This window comes from Rufibacter sp. JT20002 (genome assembly GCF_056491185.1).
In genome coordinates this window covers 698,559-718,985 of record NZ_JBSZJY010000001.1, presented here as the reverse complement: position 1 = coordinate 718,985, position 20,427 = coordinate 698,559, and the positions used below count along the sequence as shown (strand labels likewise).

At 49.2% G+C, this 20,427-nt stretch carries 16 protein-coding genes and 1 tRNA gene; 4 read left to right on the top strand and 13 right to left on the bottom strand.

Features of this window, described 5'->3' with window-relative positions; genetic code table 11:
- Window positions 1–257: 257 nt before the first annotated feature.
- Window positions 258–1,091, top strand: coding sequence for a serine O-acetyltransferase (locus ACW9SV_RS02875; RefSeq protein ID WP_479555231.1), 834 nt, complete (start codon window positions 258–260; stop codon window positions 1,089–1,091).
- A gap of 105 nt (window positions 1,092–1,196) precedes the next feature.
- The gene (gene cysK / locus ACW9SV_RS02870) at window positions 1,197–2,111 is read left to right on the top strand and encodes a cysteine synthase A (protein ID WP_479555230.1); all 915 of its coding nucleotides are present in this window, start codon (window positions 1,197–1,199) and stop codon (window positions 2,109–2,111) included.
- Window positions 2,112–2,279: 168 nt separating this feature from the next.
- Here the strand turns inward: cysK and ACW9SV_RS02865 are convergent, their stop codons facing one another.
- Window positions 2,280–2,585: a hypothetical protein gene (locus ACW9SV_RS02865; RefSeq protein ID WP_479555229.1), complete on the bottom strand. Its 306-nt coding sequence runs from the start codon at window positions 2,583–2,585 to the stop codon at window positions 2,280–2,282.
- Window positions 2,586–2,771: 186 nt separating this feature from the next.
- On the bottom strand, window positions 2,772–3,062 hold the full coding sequence (locus ACW9SV_RS02860; RefSeq protein ID WP_479555228.1) for a hypothetical protein: 291 nt from the start codon (window positions 3,060–3,062) through the stop codon (window positions 2,772–2,774).
- A 286-nt stretch (window positions 3,063–3,348) separates the two neighbouring features.
- Between ACW9SV_RS02860 and ACW9SV_RS02855 the strand changes: the two genes are divergently transcribed.
- Window positions 3,349–4,449 carry an acyltransferase family protein gene (locus tag ACW9SV_RS02855; RefSeq protein WP_479555227.1) on the top strand — a complete coding sequence of 367 codons (1,101 nt, stop codon included), beginning with the start codon at window positions 3,349–3,351 and terminating at the stop codon, window positions 4,447–4,449.
- Window positions 4,450–4,495: 46 nt separating this feature from the next.
- On the opposite strand, the gene ACW9SV_RS02850 is transcribed toward ACW9SV_RS02855, so the two are convergent.
- From ACW9SV_RS02850 to ACW9SV_RS02820, 7 genes are all read right to left on the bottom strand, one after another.
- A complete protein-coding gene (locus ACW9SV_RS02850; RefSeq protein WP_479555226.1) occupies window positions 4,496–5,764 on the bottom strand; it encodes a Y-family DNA polymerase in 1,269 nt (422 codons plus the stop codon).
- Between the two features lie 4 nt (window positions 5,765–5,768).
- Entirely contained in the window at window positions 5,769–6,221 is a 453-nt protein-coding gene (locus ACW9SV_RS02845; protein WP_479555225.1) for a LexA family protein, read from the bottom strand.
- 280 nt (window positions 6,222–6,501) lie between these two features.
- Window positions 6,502–6,575: transfer RNA gene (locus ACW9SV_RS02840), tRNA-Ala, on the bottom strand.
- A 246-nt stretch (window positions 6,576–6,821) separates the two neighbouring features.
- Entirely contained in the window at window positions 6,822–9,962 is a 3,141-nt protein-coding gene (locus ACW9SV_RS02835; RefSeq protein ID WP_479555224.1) for a TonB-dependent receptor, read from the bottom strand.
- Between the two features lie 567 nt (window positions 9,963–10,529).
- The gene (locus ACW9SV_RS02830; protein WP_479555223.1) at window positions 10,530–13,673 is read right to left on the bottom strand and encodes a TonB-dependent receptor; all 3,144 of its coding nucleotides are present in this window, start codon (window positions 13,671–13,673) and stop codon (window positions 10,530–10,532) included.
- 378 nt (window positions 13,674–14,051) lie between these two features.
- Window positions 14,052–14,756 carry a C40 family peptidase gene (locus ACW9SV_RS02825; RefSeq protein WP_479555222.1) on the bottom strand — a complete coding sequence of 235 codons (705 nt, stop codon included), beginning with the start codon at window positions 14,754–14,756 and terminating at the stop codon, window positions 14,052–14,054.
- A 286-nt stretch (window positions 14,757–15,042) separates the two neighbouring features.
- Complete coding sequence (locus ACW9SV_RS02820; RefSeq protein ID WP_479555221.1) at window positions 15,043–16,002, bottom strand: YheT family hydrolase; 960 nt, start codon at window positions 16,000–16,002, stop codon at window positions 15,043–15,045.
- A gap of 244 nt (window positions 16,003–16,246) precedes the next feature.
- On the opposite strand from ACW9SV_RS02820, the gene ACW9SV_RS02815 reads away from it, so the two are divergent.
- Window positions 16,247–16,435, top strand: a complete 189-nt coding sequence (locus ACW9SV_RS02815; protein ID WP_479555220.1) for a hypothetical protein — start codon at window positions 16,247–16,249, stop codon at window positions 16,433–16,435.
- Between the two features lie 234 nt (window positions 16,436–16,669).
- Here ACW9SV_RS02815 and phoU read toward each other — a convergent pair whose 3' ends face one another.
- The 4 genes from phoU to pstC all read right to left on the bottom strand — a co-directional run bounded on the left by phoU (window position 16,670) and on the right by pstC (window position 20,425).
- A complete protein-coding gene (phoU, locus tag ACW9SV_RS02810) occupies window positions 16,670–17,353 on the bottom strand; it encodes a phosphate signaling complex protein PhoU (protein ID WP_479555219.1) in 684 nt (227 codons plus the stop codon).
- Between the two features lie 142 nt (window positions 17,354–17,495).
- Window positions 17,496–18,248 (bottom strand): phosphate ABC transporter ATP-binding protein PstB, encoded by a 753-nt coding sequence (gene pstB / locus ACW9SV_RS02805; protein ID WP_479555218.1) that lies wholly within the window; start codon window positions 18,246–18,248, stop codon window positions 17,496–17,498.
- 83 nt (window positions 18,249–18,331) lie between these two features.
- The gene (gene pstA, locus ACW9SV_RS02800) at window positions 18,332–19,216 is read right to left on the bottom strand and encodes a phosphate ABC transporter permease PstA (RefSeq protein ID WP_479555217.1); all 885 of its coding nucleotides are present in this window, start codon (window positions 19,214–19,216) and stop codon (window positions 18,332–18,334) included.
- A 3-nt stretch (window positions 19,217–19,219) separates the two neighbouring features.
- Complete coding sequence (gene pstC / locus ACW9SV_RS02795) at window positions 19,220–20,425, bottom strand: phosphate ABC transporter permease subunit PstC (protein WP_479555216.1); 1,206 nt, start codon at window positions 20,423–20,425, stop codon at window positions 19,220–19,222.
- Window positions 20,426–20,427: the final 2 nt, after the last annotated feature.

Genomic DNA, 20,427 nt, shown 5'->3' with positions numbered 1-20,427 from the left:
TACTTACGCCCGTGGTGTAAAAACGTAAGGAAAGGACCTTAGTTAAAATGCGGTGAAAGGTACTTGCTTCTATCCTAAAGGAAATCCTTTTAAGACGGTTTTTGTTTTGTTTTCTGAAAACAGCGGCAAAAGGGAGCGCTATCCTTTAGGGTACCAAAGGAGCTGTTCATCCTGACGATTGGGCTTTACCTTTGCCGTTTGCGAAATGGAATCGGTTTTTTGTTTCCCTCGCCAATATATTTTCGTAGTTGAGAAGTATGGAAGAATCATTTTTACAGCGGTTATGGGGTTTGCACCAGCAGAACCAGCTCCGCATACCTACCGGTTTGCTCTGCCAGTTTTTGAACCGGTTGCTGCAAATGCTGTTTCCGCCGTTAGCGGAGCAGCCTTTTAGAGATGCGCAGGCTCTGGCTCAAGAAGCCACGTTTCTGGAGCAGGAACTGGAATCTTTGCTGGAAGGAGTGCAGCATATCAGCGCGTTCTCGGCCGCTGAGACCGTAGACCGGTTCATGAGCCAGTTGCCTAATTTGCACGAGCGCCTGATTTCTGATGCCCAGTTTATCTTGCAGGAAGACCCGGCGGCCCGGCACATAGAGGAAGTAATGAGGTCGTACCCCGGTTTTTACGGCATCGCGGTGTACCGCATCGCGCATTTGCTGTACCAAGAGGGAGTTCCTTTGCTGCCGCGCATCTTAACTGAATACGCGCATAGTCGCACTGGTATTGACATCCACCCAGGAGCGCAGATTGATTATCCGTTCTGCATTGACCATGGTACCGGCATTGTCATCGGCGAGACCACCGTCATCGGCAAAAACGTGAAGTTGTACCAGGGCGTGACGCTGGGAGCCTTGAGTGTGGCCAAGTATATGATGGATTTAAAACGCCATCCTACGCTGGAAGACAACGTGATCATCTACGCCGGGGCCACTATTTTGGGCGGTAACACGGTCATTGGGGCGCACAGCATTATTGGTGGTAACGTATGGCTCACCGAGAGCGTACCAGCCTATTCAAGGTTGTATCACCGCGCCCAGATAAAGGTGAGCAGATCAGAGGCGCCAGAAGACATCCTGGATTTCTCTATCTAGTCTAGCATCTTACTAGGGTTATCAAAATAATTTTACATTTGTACCAAGCCCAAGGCAAGGCAAATTGCTTGAAGCTGGTACTCGTTCTAACGTAAACCACACGATATGAAAGCAGAAAACATATTACAGACCATTGGGGATACCCCAGTCGTGCGTATCAACAAGTTGTTTGGCCCAGATGCCCAGGTTTGGATGAAACTGGAGCGTGCCAATCCCGGTGGAAGCATCAAAGACCGGATTGCCCTGTCTATGATTGAGGACGCCGAGCAGCGTGGTCTGTTAAAGCCCCATAGCCATATCATTGAACCTACTTCGGGAAACACCGGGGTTGGTTTGGCCATGGTGGCGGCCGTGAAAGGCTATGAAATTACCTTGGTCATGCCAGAGTCTATGTCTATTGAGCGTCGCCGTCTGATGGCTGCTTACGGTGCCCATTTAGAACTGACGCCACGGGAGAAAGGCATGAAAGGCGCTATTGAGCGCGCCAACGAACTGGCCTCTCAAAACGAGAACGCCTGGATTCCCATGCAGTTTGATAATGAAGCCAATACCCGCATCCACATAGAAACCACTGCGCAGGAAGTTCTGCGTGATTTCCCCGATGGGTTTGATTACATGATCACCGGTGTAGGAACCGGCGGGCACATTACCGGCGTAGGCCAGGTTCTGAAACAGAAATTTCCTAACCTGAAGGTGTTTGCCGTAGAGCCTACTTTATCTCCGGTATTGAGCGGCGGCGCCCCTGGTCCGCACCCTATCCAAGGCGTGGGAGCAGGGTTCATCCCGAAGATCATGGACATGTCTGTGCTGGATGGTGTGATTCAGGTAGACCCGAAAGATGCGTTTGAGTATGCCCGCCGGGCTGCCAGAGAAGAAGGACTCTTTATTGGGGTGTCTTCCGGAGGTTCTTTAGCGGCCGTATCACAGAAAATTGCCGAGGTTGAACCAGGTGCCCGTATCCTTACCTTCTGCTATGACACTGGTGAGCGTTACCTATCAGTAGAAGGCTTGTTCGTATAGCCATTGCTTTTCCTCTAAAAAGAAGCCGCCCTTGCATCTGCAAGGGCGGCTTTGTTTTAGAGCTAGTTTCTTGAAACTGCTCAAAAAAGAAGGCGAACCCTATTTTATAAGGATTCGCCTTTTGCAAAATATGGGCAAGAAGAAGCAGTTGATACGCCCCTTAGCTATTTATTGGCCAGCAGGCTTATTTGAACCATTGCCAGAAGCGTTGCCTGAGGTATTGCCATTACCTGAACCACCCAGGCCTAAGGTGCCGCCTAGTCCTTGTACAGAACTGGTTACAGAATCAGTAATAGAACGGCGTCTGTCTTTGCCTAACGCTGCAATCGCGATTCCGGCACCTGCCGCTCCTAACAGGGAGTACAATACTTTTTTGTTACTCGTCAGGGATTTCACTCCGTTTAGCAGAGACTTGTTGTTTTTATTTTCTTTCGTCCCTTTGTTCTTTTTGTCCTTGTTCTTAGCCTTTGACATAGTTTTAGTTGTAGTGAATCTGTACGATTCGGTAAATACTCAGATAAAATGTGGTTTACTCTTGTAGTAGAACTTACGCCAGTCTTTGCTTTAGGTTTCCGGCGGAGAGAATTGCCGTAAGAAGCGGCGTATGGCAACCCTCTGCTCCGTAACAGAAACTAATAGCTATACCGGCTTTAGAATGGTTTAACTTACTTCAACGGCCGCTGTGTCAGTATTTGCCTCTTTCAGAGATTTGCTTTTTTTGGGAGATTTGGTTTTTTCTTCCTCTGGTTTGTGGTGCGTTAAGTGTTTCATGGTTGCCGTGATGCCGTCTATAAGGTTCCCGGCCCTGTCTGGTCCTATTGCTTTCGCTAACGCTACGCCCACACCCACAGCGCCCAGTAGCGCCAACACAACCCGGTTGTCTTTAATGTACGGCTTTACGGCTTTGTAAAACGTTTGGTGCTTTTGTCCTTTTTTCTTCTTTTTAGACATGGCTTTGTCAAGGCTAGAATATGAATAGGTGTAACCAGTGCAAATGAGAACGCATTTTGTTGCGTTCCTGCAGTTCTGTACGTGTGGTGCAGGCCTTGGTTCTATGCCCGTAAGCACTTAAAGAGGTCTTGCCTAGCTGCTTGTAAACTGATTTCAGAGAGCAAGACGGGGCCCTCTTTGTGATAGCTTTCTGTGGAGCGCTGATGGTAGTTCTCAACGAAGCAGGATTTCAGAGGCGTTCTATAGAAAGATTGCTTTATCTTTCTGGTCTACTATTAATGGATTAATGAAGAAAAAAGGAAAGATTGAATCTTTGCAGATGCTTAGGGCTTTGGCGGTCTTTTTGGTTATCTATGCTCATTCCATAGATCTTTCTCATGCCCTATTTGGAAATCATAGTGCCCATCAATCCAGGTTTTATTTTCTGGAGAATTGGGGTGCCATCGGCCTTGATTTATTCTTTGTCATCAGTGGGTTTATCATGGCCATTGTGACCTCTAATTATGCTGGAGTTGGTAGCCTAAGAACTTTTCTGACCAAGCGGGTAGTACGAATTACCCCTTTGTACTTTGGGCTTACTTTACTAGTGATTCTTAAATTGATCATTCAAGGTAGAGTACCCGATAGCCTGTCGCTTGCCAAGTCCTTTTTGTTTTTCCCTTTTCTTGACGATAAAGAGTTTGTGGTGCCTGTTTTAAGTGTAGGTTGGTCGCTTTCGTTTGAGATCTACTTCTACCTTTTAATGGGACTCTCCCTGCTATTGCCTAACCAAAGGAGGCTTTACTGGTTGGTCCTGGTTATCTGCCTTCTTGCAGCTTGTGGAGCTGTTCTGAGTTCTGAAATAGCCATGCTCCGGTTTATGACTAGTCCACTTCTGCTTGAGTTTGTGTTGGGGTTAGGAGCAGGGATGATCTACCAGAGATTTACCTCTGCATCAGCCATGCTGCCCATGGGTCTCATTGCACTAGGGGCGGTGGGCAGCGTTGGAACAATTTTTACTGGGTACCATCAGGTGAGCGAAGCAGTGCTAATCATCGCCGATAATAGACTTGCCCTTACAAGAGTGCTGGTCTGGGGTGTGCCGTCTGCCTTTTTGCTCACTGGGGTAGTTCTTCTAGAAAAGGCAAAGCAGTATCAAGTTCCTTCCTTTCTAACGCAGGTAGGCAACGCATCTTATTCGGCTTACCTCCTGCACACCCTGCTCTTTCCTGTTTACATAAGAGCATTGGAAGGTACCACACTTATCTCGGCAGATCTGTTTATTCTTCTCTGTGCCTTCGTCTCTGTTCTGGTGAGCATCCCTCTCTACAAGTTGGTGGAAGTACCCCTAATGCGTTTTATGGCCTCCATCCGGATCAGAAAGGAAAAAGGCTTTCTCCCCACCTAGAACTGATCCTGACTCTACCTACAACCAGCCAAGCCGCTCAACCTGATCATCGGGCCTGAATCAAATCATCTAACCTGGTGGTATAGCAGGGCGAGAGATTATTGGTCTGCATCTGCCAATTGGCGTTGGTACCCTGCACGCCGTATTTGATGGCACTGTACCCGAACCTATTTCTGAGGATGTCCAGCGTATCCATGAGGTTTTGGTCCCTTTTCCTGAAAGTAGGTTCAAAAAGGCTTTGCTGTACTTGACTGGCTGGTACAATGCCTGAGAGAATGATGCCTGTTTTCTTGTACCGATAACCGGGCCGAAAGATGGCTCTGAGCGCCTTAAGAGCCGCGGAGACAATGACCAACTCACTGCTGCTGGGGCTGTCCAGTTTCACCGTGCGGCTGTTGAAGTAAGTCTGAGATTTGTCTATGAAGCGGCTGGTCTCCAGAAAGACCGTGAAGGCTGCCGCACAGCTTTTCTGCTTCCTGAGCTTGGTGGAGCAGCGTACTGCGTGGGTGGCCAGTGCCTCCTCAATATCGGTTAGCTCCGTCATTGGCCTTCCAAATCCCCGGGAAGTGCAGATGTTCTGTTTGGCCGGCGGCACCATCTCCAGTTCAATGCAGGCCTCGCCCCTCAGTTCTTTCACGGTCCTGAGGCCCACAATGGTCAAGTGCTTCTTCACGAAACTGTCTGTCTGTTGCGCGAGGTCATAAGCGGTGTGCACCCCGTACTGCGCCAGTTTCTTCGCATACCTTCTCCCCACGCCCCACACGTCTCCCACCTCAGTGGCTTTCAGGGCCGCCTCAATGTGCACGGGATCGGTGAGCACCAGCACCCCGTTGGCTTTCTTTGATTTCTTGGCCAGCCTATTGGCTAATTTTGCCAAGGTCTTGGTTGCAGCCACGCCCACTGCCACAGGAATGCCTGTGGCGCGGGGTACCCGCTCCCAGATTGCCCGGGCGTGCTGCCCTATGTCTACGTGCTTGAAATTGCCCAAGTCCAGGAAAGACTCGTCAATGCTGTACACCTCCACGTTGGGAGAGTACTCAGAGAGTACCAATACCACGCGCCGGCTCATGTCACCGTAGAGCTCGTAATTGGAGCTGAACACGTGAATGCCTTCCTGCTGAGCTAAATCCCTGATCTCAAACATGGGCGCTCCCATCTTAATGCCTAAGGCCTTGGCCTCGTTGCTGCGCGCGATCACGCACCCATCGTTGTTGGAGAGCACCACAATGGGTTGGCCGTTCAGGTAGGGCCGGAAGAGCCGCTCGCAGGAGGCGTAGAAGTTGTTGCAGTCTACCAGCGCAAAGAGCGATGTCATGGCCCTAGAACTTACGGTGAATGCCCACCACCACGCCCCAGATGAGCCCGCCCTCCGGCGAGTCGATCTTGATAGGCGGGTATTTCTCGTTCTCCGACACCAGATAGGCCGCATCTGGCTTTACCTCCAGCCGCTTGATGGTGTACCCGCCCTCCACAAAGGCCAGCACCACCATGCCGCTCGTCGCCCTGATCTCCCGGTTCACAATGGCCAGGTCGCCTGGCATGATGTGCGCCCCAATCATGGAGTCACCCACCACCTTCACTAAAAACGTGGAGGCGGGATGGTTGGAGGCATAGGTGTTCAGGTCAATGGGCTCCGCTGAGTAATCAGTGGCCGGACTGGGGAACCCGGCCTGCACCGTGGTGGTGTAGAGGGGTAAGGAGTTGCCTTGGTCTATGATGACGAGGAATCGCTGCTCCTCAATGGGGTGCAAGGGGATGATCGCTGCTTCCATACCAAATTGTAATTACTAAAAATATTGGCAATTACGAACAAAATGAGGTAAGTAGATATAGTTTATAGCTATATTTTGCTAATATATTTATCCACACAGCCGAGTATTGTATGTAGAGGCTAGGTTTTGGGAGTATTTTAAGAAAAATGTCCTAAAAGGAGCAGGCCAGCCAAGATGTTTTGCAGTATCTCCAGCCAGTCTAAAAGTTATGTGGGCTACCGTGTAATTCAAAAGAAAAGGCACTTACAAGTTTTATCTCGTAAGTGCCTCTTAATCAGTGTGGAGAATATCGGAGTCGAACCGATGACCTCTTGCATGCCATGCAAGCGCTCTAGCCAGCTGAGCTAATCCCCCGTTTTGATGCTACAAAAGTAATAGCCTTTCTGATAACTACAAAATCTTTTCTGACCATTTCTTTATTTTGATGTGCACCTAGGTGAGCCCACTTTAGTCCTTAATGGCTTGAGGAGTTGGTAAGTGATTGAGTGACTTCGGTTTAATTTAATACGCGAGGTGAGGACAGGCAGCATCTTTTTGAAAAAATAAAATCGGGACAAAATCTGTTTTCGCCCCGATTTTATGAAAGATGCCTTAAAGCGATTATTGGAAAATGTAGCGCAAACCTACTTGCCCTTGCCATCTGGAGGAGAAGGTAGTAGTCCAGACATTGCCAGTAGGGTTGGTGAACGTAAAGAGCGGACGGTTTTCCGTATCACGGCGCTGGAACCGGACCAATTCTACTGCGGCGTTGTTGACAAAGTAATTGCGGCCCCAGTCTTGGTTGAATAAGTTACCCACGTTGAAAACATCAAAGGTTAACTGTAACGTGTGGTTTCTACCCCCTAGGTTGGCAAAGATATCCTGCGCCAGACGTAGGTCCACCCGGTGAGTCCAGGGGGTGCGGGCGCCGTTACGTTCAGCAAATTGGCCGCGCCGGGTTCTCAGGTATTCATCGTTCTCAATGAAGGCATTCAGGTCTGTCCATTGCTGCGCTGCCGTGCGGGTCACCACGCCAGCCGAGGTGGTCAGGTCTATCAGTCCGCTTTCTTCAATGGTGCGCGGTACGTAGAGCAGGTCATTGGCATTGCTACCGTCATTGTTCACGTCACCCGCATACAAATAAGTGAAGGGTAGGCCAGACTGTCCTTCATAAAACACGGAGATAGAAGTAGAGAAGTTGTTGAGCCACTTAAAGGTGTACCCTCCGGAGGAGATAATGCGGTGCCGGATATCAAACCGGGAGAAGGAGAGTTCCGGGTCGTTCGGGTTCCGATACACTTGGTTGAACTGCCAGTTAGACCGGGCAGTACTGCTGGCCCCGCTATTGACGTCCTCAGACCGACCGTAGGTATAAGCCACCATGGTGTTGATGCCGTTGTTGAAGTTCTTCTGCAACTGACCGGTGATGGTATAGGTGTAGCCTCGGTTGGTGTTATCCAGCAAGATAACGTTGGTGAAAGCAGAGGAGACCCGGCCCGAGGAATACAGAGGGCGCTGATCTGGCCCGGTCAAGTTGCCCGTTGGCGCCAGGAGATTAATGTCCCGGTACACAATGTCGTTCATGGTTTTGGAGTAGATCCCCTCTACGGTGGCAATGATCCCCAATGGCAGGGTGTAGTCTACCGCCAGGTTGGTCCTGAACGTCTGGGGTATCTTGAAGTCATCGGTGATAAGGTTGATCTCCGTGGTGCTAACAGCAGGCCCTAGATTTCTGATTTGGTTGATGTCGGTTACAAATCTGTTAGGAGCCGTCTGGTTGCGGAGAAGCAAAGAATTAAAGAGAAGGCCATTGCTCACAAACTGGTTAGAGAGCCAGACAAACGGTACCCTACCCGTGAAAATACCCGTACCACCGCGCACCTGAATGGTCTTATCGCCTCTTACATCCCAGTTGAAGCCTAAGCGAGGAGCCCATAACAGCTGGCCGCTGGGTGTTTCATCTGTTCTAAGGTCTGTGTACTCGGGGTAGCTTTCAAAAGCAGTTTCCACGGCTGGGTTTCGGCCGGGGGTGTCTGGCATTACGGGTACATCCAGGCGCAAGCCTAAGGTCACCCGCAGATTAGGCAGCACATCCATTTCATCCTGGGCATAAAACCCTAACTGCATGGCGTTGAACTCGGCGGCTGGTGTAGGGTTGTTGGGATCAGCAGAGTAGGTTTGCTCAATCTGGAAAGGCCTTCCGGCGTAAAAGTCTTCGGGGCTGTTGAACTGGTAATAGGCGTTGTAGTTGTTGATGAACAGGTTCCGGAAGCTGAAGAACTCATTGTGCGTACCTAAAGTAATGGTATGGCGGCCTCTAAAAATGGTCAAGTTGTCGGTGAATTCAAAGATATCCTGGTCCAGCTCGTTGAAAGCCGAACTCCGCTCAGTACCGGCGGTGATGGTATTGCTACCACTGCCCTGAAACCGAATGGTCACCTGCGGGAAAAGAGCGCCTGGCGTTTCGCGGTTATCCCGTATTCTGGAGTACCCCACAATTAAGCTGTTGGAAAGGGTCTCAGAGAAACGGCTGCGTAACTCTGCCACCGTACTGTTGGTAGTACTATTGAACTGGTAAGCATTACCGCCAAACCGGAACGTAGTGTTAGTGCGGGTGATGTTTTCATCAAAGGCATCTACAAAGTTATGCCGAAGCGTTAGTTGATGCCGATCGGTGATGTTCCAGTCTAACCGGCCGAAGATCTTGTTGCTTTCCGTCAGGCGATTGATGGGCCCCAAGGTGCCCGGGTCAAACCCATACCGGATGCGCAAAGTGTCTGCTATGTTTCTGACGTCCGTGGCAGGAACAATGGAGCCTGCGTCTCCCAGGTTAAACAACAGGGGCTCGGTGCGGCGGGTAATCTCGCCGTTCAGGAAGAAGAATAATTTGTCTTTGATGATTGGTCCTCCCACCCGGAAACCCGTTTGATAGTCCCTGAACTCCGCAGTTTCTTGTTCTGTTACCGGGTCTTTGCCCACGGTGTTCTCATTTCGGCCGAAGGCATACACAGAACCTTCTACAATGTTGGTCCCAGACCGAGTTACGGCGTTGATCCCGCCCCCGGTGAAGTTCCCGAACTTTACGTCATAGGGAGCCAACACTACCTGGATCTGGTCAATCGCATCCAGAGAGATCGGCTGTGTACCGGCCTGGCCGCCCGGGGTACCGCTGCCCGCCAAACCAAACACGTCGTTGTTCACGGCACCGTCAATGGTGATGTTGTTGTAACGGTTATTAGCGCCGCCTAGTGAATTACCGGAAGCCTGCGGGGTAAGGCGGGTGAAGTCCTGCAAAGAACGGTTCAAGGTAGGAAGGCGCTCAATCTGCTCGCGGGATACATTGGTGGCAGCCCCGGTGCGGTCTGCGTTGATCACGGCACCTCGTTCAGAAACCACCTGTACTTCGCTCAAGCCTACGGCACTGGCGGCAAGGTTTACATCCAGTCTAAGGGTCTGGCCCAATGAGAGAAAGATGTTTTCGCGCCGCTGATCCTGGTAACCAATATAGGTAGCCGTGATGGTGTAAGGGCCACCCACCCGCATGTTCTGTAGGTTGTACCGGCCATTTTCATTTGCGCTGGCGGCGTACTGGGTATTGGAAGGCGTATGGACAGCCACAATGGTAGCACCGGCCAGGCCAACACCACTTGCGTCAGTGATTTCACCGGTCATGGAGGCGGTGGTGGCTCCTTGGCCCCAACTAACGTGAACCGACAAACACAGCAGGAAAATCAATAACAGGGGGGTACAAAGTTTTTTCATAAAAGGATTGTTTGGTCAATACTGCTGAAAAACGAGGCAGAAGAAAAGCGAATCCGGGTTTAGCAGAGAATGCGAGCAGCTTGCGGCAGAATACTCCTCCTTGGAAAAGCAGTGGAGGCGGCCAGGTCTGGAAAACCCGGAGAGGGACAGCGTTTATATAGCGTATTTTGAATAATAACTATAAGAATATCATATAGTTAGATGGTTTCCTTTACGGTGCCAGAACAGACAAGTTGATGCCTGTAGAAAACTTATTTCGGCTAGTAGGCCCTTAAAAGGAGAGTGAAACTCAGGAAGTGAGTAGGTGTTACCTGAATAGTAGAATAGGTAGAATCAGGTTTAACTGTGCTTTAGGGCTGATTTGGGGAAAATGACCCTAAAGCGCAGAAGCCAGGCAGCTATCTTCTGCCTGGCTTTTGCGCTTAAAGTAATCTAGAAGGGTTAGGGGTAGGCCTAAGACGTTTATCCAACTGCTTGCCTCTGGGCGGCACCCTCTTTGCTAAAGTAGGGAGCATAAAAAAGGCGGACCTAAGGTCCGCCTTTTTTATGCTTGATGATGTTAAGTGATTATTGGAAGATGTAACGCAGACCAACTTGTCCTTGCCATCTTGAAGAGAAGGTCGAAGACCAAACATCTGCAGCTGGCTTGTTGAAGGTGAAAGAAGGACGGTTGTTTGCATCGCGGGCAGAGAATCTTACTAATTCAACCGCTGCGTTGTTTACAAAGTAGTTACGTCCCCAGTCTTTGTTGATGGCGTTTCCTACGTTGAACACGTCAAAGGTTAACTGCAACGTGTGTTTTTTAGCACCCAAGTTAGCGAAGATGTCTTGTGCTACACGAAGGTCTACACGGTGTGTCCAAGGAGTACGGGCACCGTTACGCTCTGTGTACTGACCACGACGGCTTCTCAAGTACTCATCACCTTCAATGAAAGCGTTCAGGTCTTCCCATTGCTGATCAGGCGTGCGGGTTACTACACCGGCATTGTTTTTCAAGTCAACTAAAGTGATGTCTTCTCTGTTACGTGGAACGTACATCAAGTCATTACCAGTGTTACCATCACTGTTCAAGTCTTGAGCATACAGGTAGGTGAATGGAGTACCTGACTGACCTTCGTAGAACAGGGAGATAGAAGTGCTGAAGTTGTTTAACCAGTTGATAGTGTAACCTCCTGAAGCAATCACGCGGTGACGGATGTCAAAACGGGAGTAAGAAAGCTCCGGGTTGTTAGGGTTAGTAACCACTTGGTTGAACTGCCAGTTAGAACGAGCCGTGCTGCTGGTTCCGCTGTTCACGTCTTCAGATTTGCCATAAGTATAGGCAACCATGGTGTTGATACCGTTGTTGAAGTTCTTCTGTAACTGACCAGTCAGGTTGTAGCTATAACCTTTGTTGGTGTTATCTAACAAGATTACGTTAGTGAAGTCTGGGCTGATTCTTCTGTTTGCAGAAGATGGATACAATGGACGTCTGTCTGGGCCAGTCAAGCTGGTAAGTGGGTTTACCAAGTTGATGTCTTTGTACACAATGTCATTCAAAGTTTTGGTGTAGATACCTTCAACGGTAGCAATGATACCAAAAGGAAGCGTGTAGTCTAACGCTAAGTTAGTACGGAATGTCTGTGGGATCTTGAAATCTGACGTAACAAGGTTAATCTCAGCAGTTGAACCGGCAGTTCCTAAGCTGCGGATCTCATCAATATTGGTCTCAAATTGACCAGTAGCAGTTTGGTTTTGAAGGTTCAGAGTGCTGAACGTGATACCATTGTTGGTGAACTGGTTTGACAACCATACAAACGGTACACGACCCGTGAAGATACCGGTACCACCGCGCAACTGTACAGTTTTGTCGCCTTTCACATCCCAGTTGAAGCCAACCCGTGGAGCCCAAAGTAACTGGCCGCTTGGCGTTTCATCAGTTCTCAAGTCTGTGTACTCTGGATATCTGTCAAAAGCAGTTTCCACTTTCTCGTTACGGGCAGGGGTGTCTGGCATTACCGGAATATCCAAACGAAGACCTACAGTTACACGGAAGTTATCTGTAAGAGAGATCTCATCCTGTGCGTAGAAGCCAAGTTGTGCTGCATCAAACTTAGCGGCAGGCTCTGCATTGGCATTCACATAGGTTTGCTCAATCTGGAAAGGTCTTTCGTCTAAGAAATCCTGAAGGCTGTTGAATTGGTAGTAACCCGTTCCGTTGTTGATGAACAAGTTTCTGAATCTGAAGAACTCGTTGTGCGTTCCGAAAGTGAAGGTGTGTGCTCCTTTGAAAAGAGTCAGGTTGTCTGTGAATTCTAAGATATCCTGATCCAGTTCGTTGTAAGCCGAGCTACGCTCAGTACCAGCAGTGATGGTGTTTGAACCGCTATTGTTGAACCGGATGGTTACTTGCGGGAACAATGCGCCTGGCGTGTCGCGGGTATCTCTGATTCTAGAGTAACCAACTAATAAGCTGTTAGAAACGCTCTCAGAGAAACGGCTTCTAAGCTCAGCTACGGTACTGTTCGTCACGTTAGAGAACTCATAAGCGTTGTTACCGAAACGGAAGGTGCTGTTGGTACGGGTGATGTTATCATCAAACGCGTCAACGAAGTTGTGACGAAGCGTTAATTGATGACGATCAGTGATGTTCCAGTCTAAACGGGCGAAAAGTTTGTTACTTTCTGTACGACGGTCAATGTTTCCAAAAGTACCTGGGTCGTATCCGTACTTGTTGATCAACGTCTGAGAGATCGTTCTCACATCGGCTTCTGGTACAATAGAGCTGGCATCTCCTAAGTTGTTCAAAAGAGGCTCAGATCTGCGGGTAAGTTCACCGTTCAGGAAGAAGAACAGTTTGTCTTTCAGGATTGGGCCACCTACGCGGAAACCAGTCTGGTAGTCTTTGAAGTCAGCTGCTTTCTGGTCAGTGATTGGGTCTTTGCCAACAGTTTGCTCATTACGACCGAAGGCGTACACAGAACCCTCCACGTTGTTTGTTCCAGAGCGGGTAACAGCGTTGATACCACCACCGGTGAAGTTACCGAACTTCACATCGTAAGGAGCCAATACCACTTGGATCTGGTCAATGGCATCCAGAGAGATCGGCTGCGTACCAGCCTGACCGCCTGGGGTACCTGTACCAGCCAAACCAAACACGTCATTGTTCACAGCACCGTCAATGGTGATGTTGTTGTAACGGTTGTTGGCGCCACCAATAGAGTTACCAGAGGCTTGTGGCGTAAGGCGGGTGAAGTCCTGCAAAGAGCGGTTCAAGGTAGGAAGGCGCTCAATCTGCTCACGAGACACGTTGGTAGAGGCACCGGTACGGTCAGCGTTGATCACGGCACCGCGATCAGCTACTACTTGTACTTCGCTCAAGCCAACTGCGCTTTGGGCTAAATTGAAATCTAATTTCAGGTTCTGACCCAAAGACAAGAATACGTTTTCTCTTTTTTGGTCTTGGTAACCTACATACGTAGAGGTGATAGAGTAAGGACCACCTACACGCATGTTCTGTAGGTTATACCGACCGTTTACGTCGGCGCTGGCCGCATACTGGGTGTTAGAAGGTGTGTGTACCGCCACAATGGTAGCACCAGCCAGGCCAGCTCCACTTGCATCGGTAATGACACCATTCATAGAGGCAGTTGTTGCTCCCTGCCCCCAGCTAAGGTGCATAGGCAAACACATCACCACGATGAGCATCAATCGGGTAATCAGGTTTTTCATAAAGGGTTTTTTTTGTGCAAAAATAGAAAAGGTGAAAAGAAAAGAGGGTAAGGCTACTGTTAAGTTAACATTAAGAATGTCAACAGAATTTGGGGGAGGAGAAAATGCAAAATTCCTGAAGGAGGAAAACATTTTATTGGCGGTCAGTGATTTGACGCCGCAAAGATAGAGACTTAATTCTTTAATTTTGCAACCCAATTTGAAAGTAAGTTGCGGGAAGGGAATCTGGTTAACACCCTATAGTTAAGGTTTTGCTAACGCTTTTTTAAAGTTGTTAATTAGCACTTATCCTATTCAGGACTTCATTAGGGGTTTAGTAAAAATACGTAGTACTTCTAGCGATTTTTCAAAAAGAACCTTTTATAGAAAAAGGATATTTTAGATGTACGGGCGTACTGCCTTCACAAATATTTTCTGGTAATAAGGGCTAAACAGGTTGTCTTCTTTCACGCCCAAGGAGGTGGAGGCATGAATAAACCAGATCTCTGCCTGGCCTTTCACCTCAGTCACCATGCCCACGTGCGTTATGTTGAAAGCACTCTTAGAGGAGCTGAAGAAAACCAGGTCGCCGGCCTGTAACTCCTGAGGAGAAACGGTAGAACCAAACTGGCTTTGCTCATTAGAGGTGCGTGGCAATTGCACGCCAATTTCCTGAAAAGAGGTGCAAAGCAGGCCAGAGCAATCCATACCAATGCGGCTAGTGCCGCCCAACTGGTAAGGGGTGCCCGTATAAGAGCGGGCGGTGTTGATCACGGTCTCAATGTCGCGTCTGACAGCCCGGTTGCTATTGCTGCTGCCGGAGATATGAATAGAACGGGGCGATTTTCTGCTCCGGCTGGAGAGGTGGATTTCCTTGACAGGTTTGCCGGAAGACCCGGAACGGCGGCGTTCCATGCGCTCTTTGCGCTTCAGTTCTGCAATCTCTCTGGCAGAACGGTACTTCTCATCTGGTTTGCTGAAAGTGGAGTAGGAAGATTTTCCGCAGGAACCCAGGAACAGGGTCAGGCTTAAAAGGAAAAGGGAAGATGTTTTAGTTACGTTGCTCAAAGCTTTCTTCTGTAGGCGCATCTTAATATCAATCAAAGATAAAGCGTTCAACTTCTTTCCTAAAATGAGTTTCTAACCTTACCCCTCCGTTCAACAAAAAAGTATTCAGTAGACACCTGACTTACTGAAGACCCCTATGGTAACGCCTGCAATGATAGAACAGTATCTAAAAAAATGCAACCCAAGCAGGTGTAGTAGGTATGCTTCTGAGCCTCAGTTCTTTCCCTGTGAAATTTAGTTTTCTTGGGTTCTAGGGCGATTTTCACCGTCAACCGGTGTTTTGACGCTGGTTTAAAAAAAAGAGCCCCGAAAAGAAAATTTTTTAGAGGTGCCCCTGCAAAAATTCCACGGCGCGGCGCTCTGAATAATAAAGGCCTTTCAGGAAATCTTCGGAGAAGCCCACGTGACCACCCTCCTCGGGCATCTCCAGGTAGAAGTTAGGGTTCTGCCGGGCCTGTTCCACGGGAAAACACTCCTTAGACAGGAAGGGATCATTCAGGGCGTTTACCAACAGGGTAGGCACCTGGATGCGGTGCAGGTGCGCCACAGAACTGCAGCGCTCATAGTAGTCTTCGGCGTTCTTAAAGCCATGGAGAGGGGCGGTGTACCTGTCATCAAACTCCTCAAAGGTGGTGATCTTCTCGTAGCCCGTAAGGTCAAGCTCAAACCGGAGGGCTTTTTGTTTCAGCTTCTCGTGCAGTGATTTCAGAAACCGCCTCATGTAAATGCGGTTACCGGGCTTAGCCAACTGGATGCAGGCGCTTTTCATATGGCACGGCACCGAAAAAACCGCTGCCCGGGATACCTGCGCGGGAATCTTGTCAGACCATTGTGCCAGATAATTGAGCGTGAGGTTGCCTCCCATACTGAATCCTATCAGATGAATGGTTTTATACCCCAGGTTCAACGCATGCCGCACGACTAGGTCCAAATCCTCTATGGCCCCCATGTGGTAAGACCGAAGCAAGTGATTGGGTTCGCCGCTGCAACTCCTGAAATTCCAGGCCAGGGCATCCCAGCCCACTTTGTTCATGGCCTGTACCATCCCGGTCATGTAAGGCCGGTGGGTATCTCCCTCCAATCCATGCGAAACAACTACCAGGGTGTCTGAGCCTATCTTTGACCAGTCAAGGTCCAGGAAGTCATGGTCTGGGGTGACAATCCTTTCTCGTAGGTACGTCACCGGCGGGTTACGGCGCATAGTACTGGGAAAAATGGTTTGTAGATGCCCGTTGAAAAGAAGGCGGGGGCGGTTCTGGAAGCGAGAGGGAAGTAGCGGCATAAAATTCTTCACCAGCTTTGTATGCAGCAGGAGGATACAAAAATAAGGCTTTTAGAAAGCGGCCGCAAACCAATGAAGGTTGTAAAAAGCAGAATTGTAATTTATCAATTCAACGGTTCTTTGGGCAGGTTCACCGGGAGCAGAGCGGACTAGGACTAAAATATCCATTTTGCCCCAAAGAAGCTTTTATAATTGCACTGTAATCATGCGAGAATCAATGTTTCTGCCTTAAACAAGTATAAAAATGAACAGTGTTGATGCAGTGGAAAATATAACTCCTCAAAGCCAGCTTTATGAGGAAAGAGAGGACGGATTCCAGACTCCAGAGCAGTTGATTCAGTTGGCTTATGCCAAACTGGAGTACCTGAAAGCGATGTACCGCAAGCAGTTAGGTTTTGAAATGACAGCAGCAGGCTACCAGTTGTTGCCGTAGTTCTACGGGGACCGACCTCCTGCCAAGCTGCTTCTAGCAGGTGTAACCTACCGCGAGAGCAAGCCTTTAGAATGATCTAGTATCTGGTCCTAGCTTGCCGTCTGCCTAGGTAATACAGCTCAGGCCAAAGCCAATAACCCGATTTACAGGCGTTTCTAGAAAAGTACCTCTAAAAGGGGAGCCGCCTCTTAGAGGTGAATCAGCCCGTTGTACCTGGGCCAAGTCCTAGACCACTTATTCGGTGCCTTTGTTTTTCTTCTTTTTCTGTTTGTGCTTTACCACCTTGGCATCTACGTAGAATACAATTTCTTCGGCAATGTTGGTGGTGTGGTCCCCAATCCGCTCTAGTTTTCTGATGATCCCGGCTACCTTCAGGCTTTGGTAGATGTTATCTGGGTGCGTTTCAAAATAGCGCATCAGCACCTTGTCGGTTTTCGCGTGTATCTTGTTCAGGAGTTTATCCTGCTTAAGCACCTGCCGGGCTAGTTCAGTGTTTTCTTCCAGAAAGGCTTGGCGCACGTTTCTGAGCATGTTTTCACAGGCGTCGTACATTTCCAGGAACCGGCTCTCGGCCAGAAGGGTGGGCTCAATGGGCGGATTAGCTTCTTTCAGCATGTGGGCAATGCTCTCGGCGTAATCTCCAATGCGCTCCAGGTTGGAGTTTATTTTCAGGATAGCCAGCACCCAGCGTAAGTCTACCGCCACCGGATTGAACAGCGCGAAAATGTTCTCGCACATGCGGTCAATCTTGATGTCATAGCCATTCACTTTCTTCCCGCTTTTGATCACCTTCTTTGCCAAGTCTTCATTGGAGGTAAGCAGCGCCTCTTTGCCAGAAGCCAGCTGGAAATCTACCAAATCCCACATCTCCTCCACCTTGGTTTTAATCCGAAGAAGTTCTTTATCTAATTGATTCATATATAACCTGGTTCTGCTAAAGGAAGGTAACTAAGCGAAAGGATTTCTCCTGTGATGCTAATCCGAAAATAGCGGTAAACGATCTCTTTTGTTTCAAGCACCTTTTCCGGAAACAGGCGCTAAAACATATTCTTAAAGCTAATCAACCAAAACGACCCGTGATGTAGTTTTGGGTGCGTTGATCCTTGGGGTTGGTGAAGAGCGTTTTGGTTTTGGCGTATTCCACCAGTTCGCCTAAGTAGAAAAAGGCGGTGTAATCGCTTACCCGGCCCGCCTGCTGCATGTTGTGGGTAACAATCACAATGGTGTAATTTTCTTTTAACTGGTGAATGAGTTCTTCGGTTTTGGCGGTTGACAACGGATCCAGGGCCGAGGTAGGCTCGTCCATCAGCAGCACCGATGGCTCAATGGCCAAGGCCCGCGCAATGCAAAGGCGTTGTTGCTGACCTCCGGATAACTCAAACGCCGATTTCTTCAGCTTGTCTTTCACCTCATCCCAGAGGGCGGCTTGCTGCAAAGAACGCTCTACCCGCTCCTCAATGAATTTCTTGTCTTTGGTGCCGTTCACCCGCAGTCCGTAAGCCACGTTCTCAAAAATAGACTTCGGGAACGGGTTGGGCTTCTGGAACACCATGCCCACGTGCTTACGCAGGTCGTCTACCTGAATGTTGGTTTTGTAGATGTCTACGCCGTCAATCAAGATGTCGCCTTCAATCCGTACGCCGTCAATAAGATCGTTCATGCGGTTAAAGCACCGCAGGTACGTAGATTTACCGCAACCAGAGGGGCCAATGAATGCCGTTACCTGATTTTTCTTCATGTCCATGGTAATGCCTTTCAGGGCATGGAAGTCGCCGTAATAAAGGTGAACGTCTTTGGTTTCTACACTATTCATATCAATCTAAAAGAAGGCAGGTCAGAGGGAAGCTATTACTTGTTTTAAGGTTGTTTAGGGGAAAAAGAACCTCAAAACGGAAATTAATTCATTTTTACCTTTTTACCGAAATACCGGCGTAACCAGTTCGCCAGCAAGTTTGCCAGCAACACAATCATGATCAGGACGAAGGCCGTTCCGTACGCCATGGCGCGGGAAGCTTCAATGTCTGTGCCGCTGGTGGAGATTACGTACAAATGATACGGCAACGCCATCACTTGGTCAAAAATGCTGGTGGGTAGCTTTGGCAAAAAGTAAGCGGCTACGGTAAACAGGATAGGTGCCGTCTCGCCGGAAACCCGGCCAATAGAGAGAATGAGACCCGTGATGATGTTAGGGAAGGCCATGGGCAACACCACCCGGCTAGTGGTCTGCCATTTGGTGGCGCCTAGCGCTAAGGAGCCAATTCGGAAAGAATTGTCAATGGCTTTCAAAGATTCCTCGGTGGTCCTGATCACCACCGGCAAAGCCAGTAATCCCAAGGTCAAGGAACCCGCCAGAATGGAGTCCCCGAAACCAAACTGGTTTACAAACAAAGCCATCCCGAACAATCCGAAGACAATAGAAGGAATACCCGCCAAATTGTTGGTCATAAGTTTCACGAAGCGCTTAAACCAGCTGTCTTTGGCGTACTCATTGATGTAAATCCCCGAAAGAATACCGATAGGGAAAGCAAACAGCATGCTACCCGCTACCAGGCAGAGCGTACCCACAATGGCCGGGAAAATACCGCCCTCGGTCATGCCCTCACGAGGCGCCTCAGTAAGGAAATCCCAGCTGATCACCGAGATGCCCTGCACCAGAATAAAGCCCAGAATGATAAGAAGGATGGCTACCACGGCAAAGCTGAGCAACCGGAAGATGAAAAAAGCGATGCTTTGGGAAAGCTTTTTGCTTTTGTGGGCAGATGATGTTTCTCCGAAACTCATGGCTTATCTGTTTGCTTTCTTTTTAGCCGATACTAAATCAACCGTCAGGTTAATGGCCAGGGTCATCAGGAACAGGATACAGCCCAGCGCGAAAAGCGCCTGGTAGTGAATGCCGCCCTGAGGCGCCTCGCCCAATTCTGCGGCAATGGTCGCCGGAATGGTTCGAACCGGCTCCAGAAACGTATGCGGAATCACCGAGGCGTTACCCGTCACCATGAGCACGGCCATGGTCTCGCCAATGGCACGGCCAATACCCAAAATGGCGGCCGTTGAGATGCCCGAGATAGAATAAGGGATGATGACCCGGTAAATAGTTTGCCACTTATTGGCGCCTAAGGCCAAGCTGGCTTCTTTCATGGCCCGGGGCGTGGTGCGCATGGCATCTTCTGATACCGAGATAATGGTAGGTAGGGCCATGATGCCCAGGATGATACTACCGGCCAAGGCAGTTTCGCCCACTGGCAAGCCAAACACATCCTGGATAAGCGGCACAATCACCACCAATCCAAAGAAGCCATACACCACCGAAGGGATACCGGCCAAAAGCTCAATCACCGGTTTCAGGAAGTTTCTGACTTTAGGGTTCGCAATTTCAGCCAGGTAAATGGAGGTGGCTAAACCCAGCGGAAGGGCAATGGCAATGGCGCCTAAACTTACCCAAAGCGTACCCAGAATCAGAGAAAGAACCCCTAACTGCACCGCCGGTTGAATGGTAGGATACCATTCCCGTCCGCCCAAAAATCCACCTACTGAGATGTTGTCAAGTTCAATCCGCTGACCAGCGAAGTCTTTGGCCAAGTATTCATCCGGGAAGAAAGCCAGGATGTTGGGGTCTTTGGCTACCAGCTCGTTCAAGCGCTGAGGCAGGTATTCAAAGTTGGCACCAATCTGTTCTTCGGTGTAGTAATCCGTGATGTCATCAATCTCAAACAGCTTGATGGGAGCATTGGAGCCACCTACCTGTTTCCAATTGGTAATTTCCTGGTCAAAGATGTCTTTCACCTGGGCGGCAGAAAGCTCTTTCACCGGGTTTTGCTTGTTCACGGCGATCACGGACCCTTCCGCTACCGGCGTCTGGCTGAAAACGCCCAAGCCTTCTTTGAAGAGGAAAAACACAATCAGCAGCACAGTAATACTGGTTACCGTGCCGCTGAGGGTGATCAACCCTTCTATTACTCTTTCACCAAAATTGTGGAAGTACCGTTTCAAGA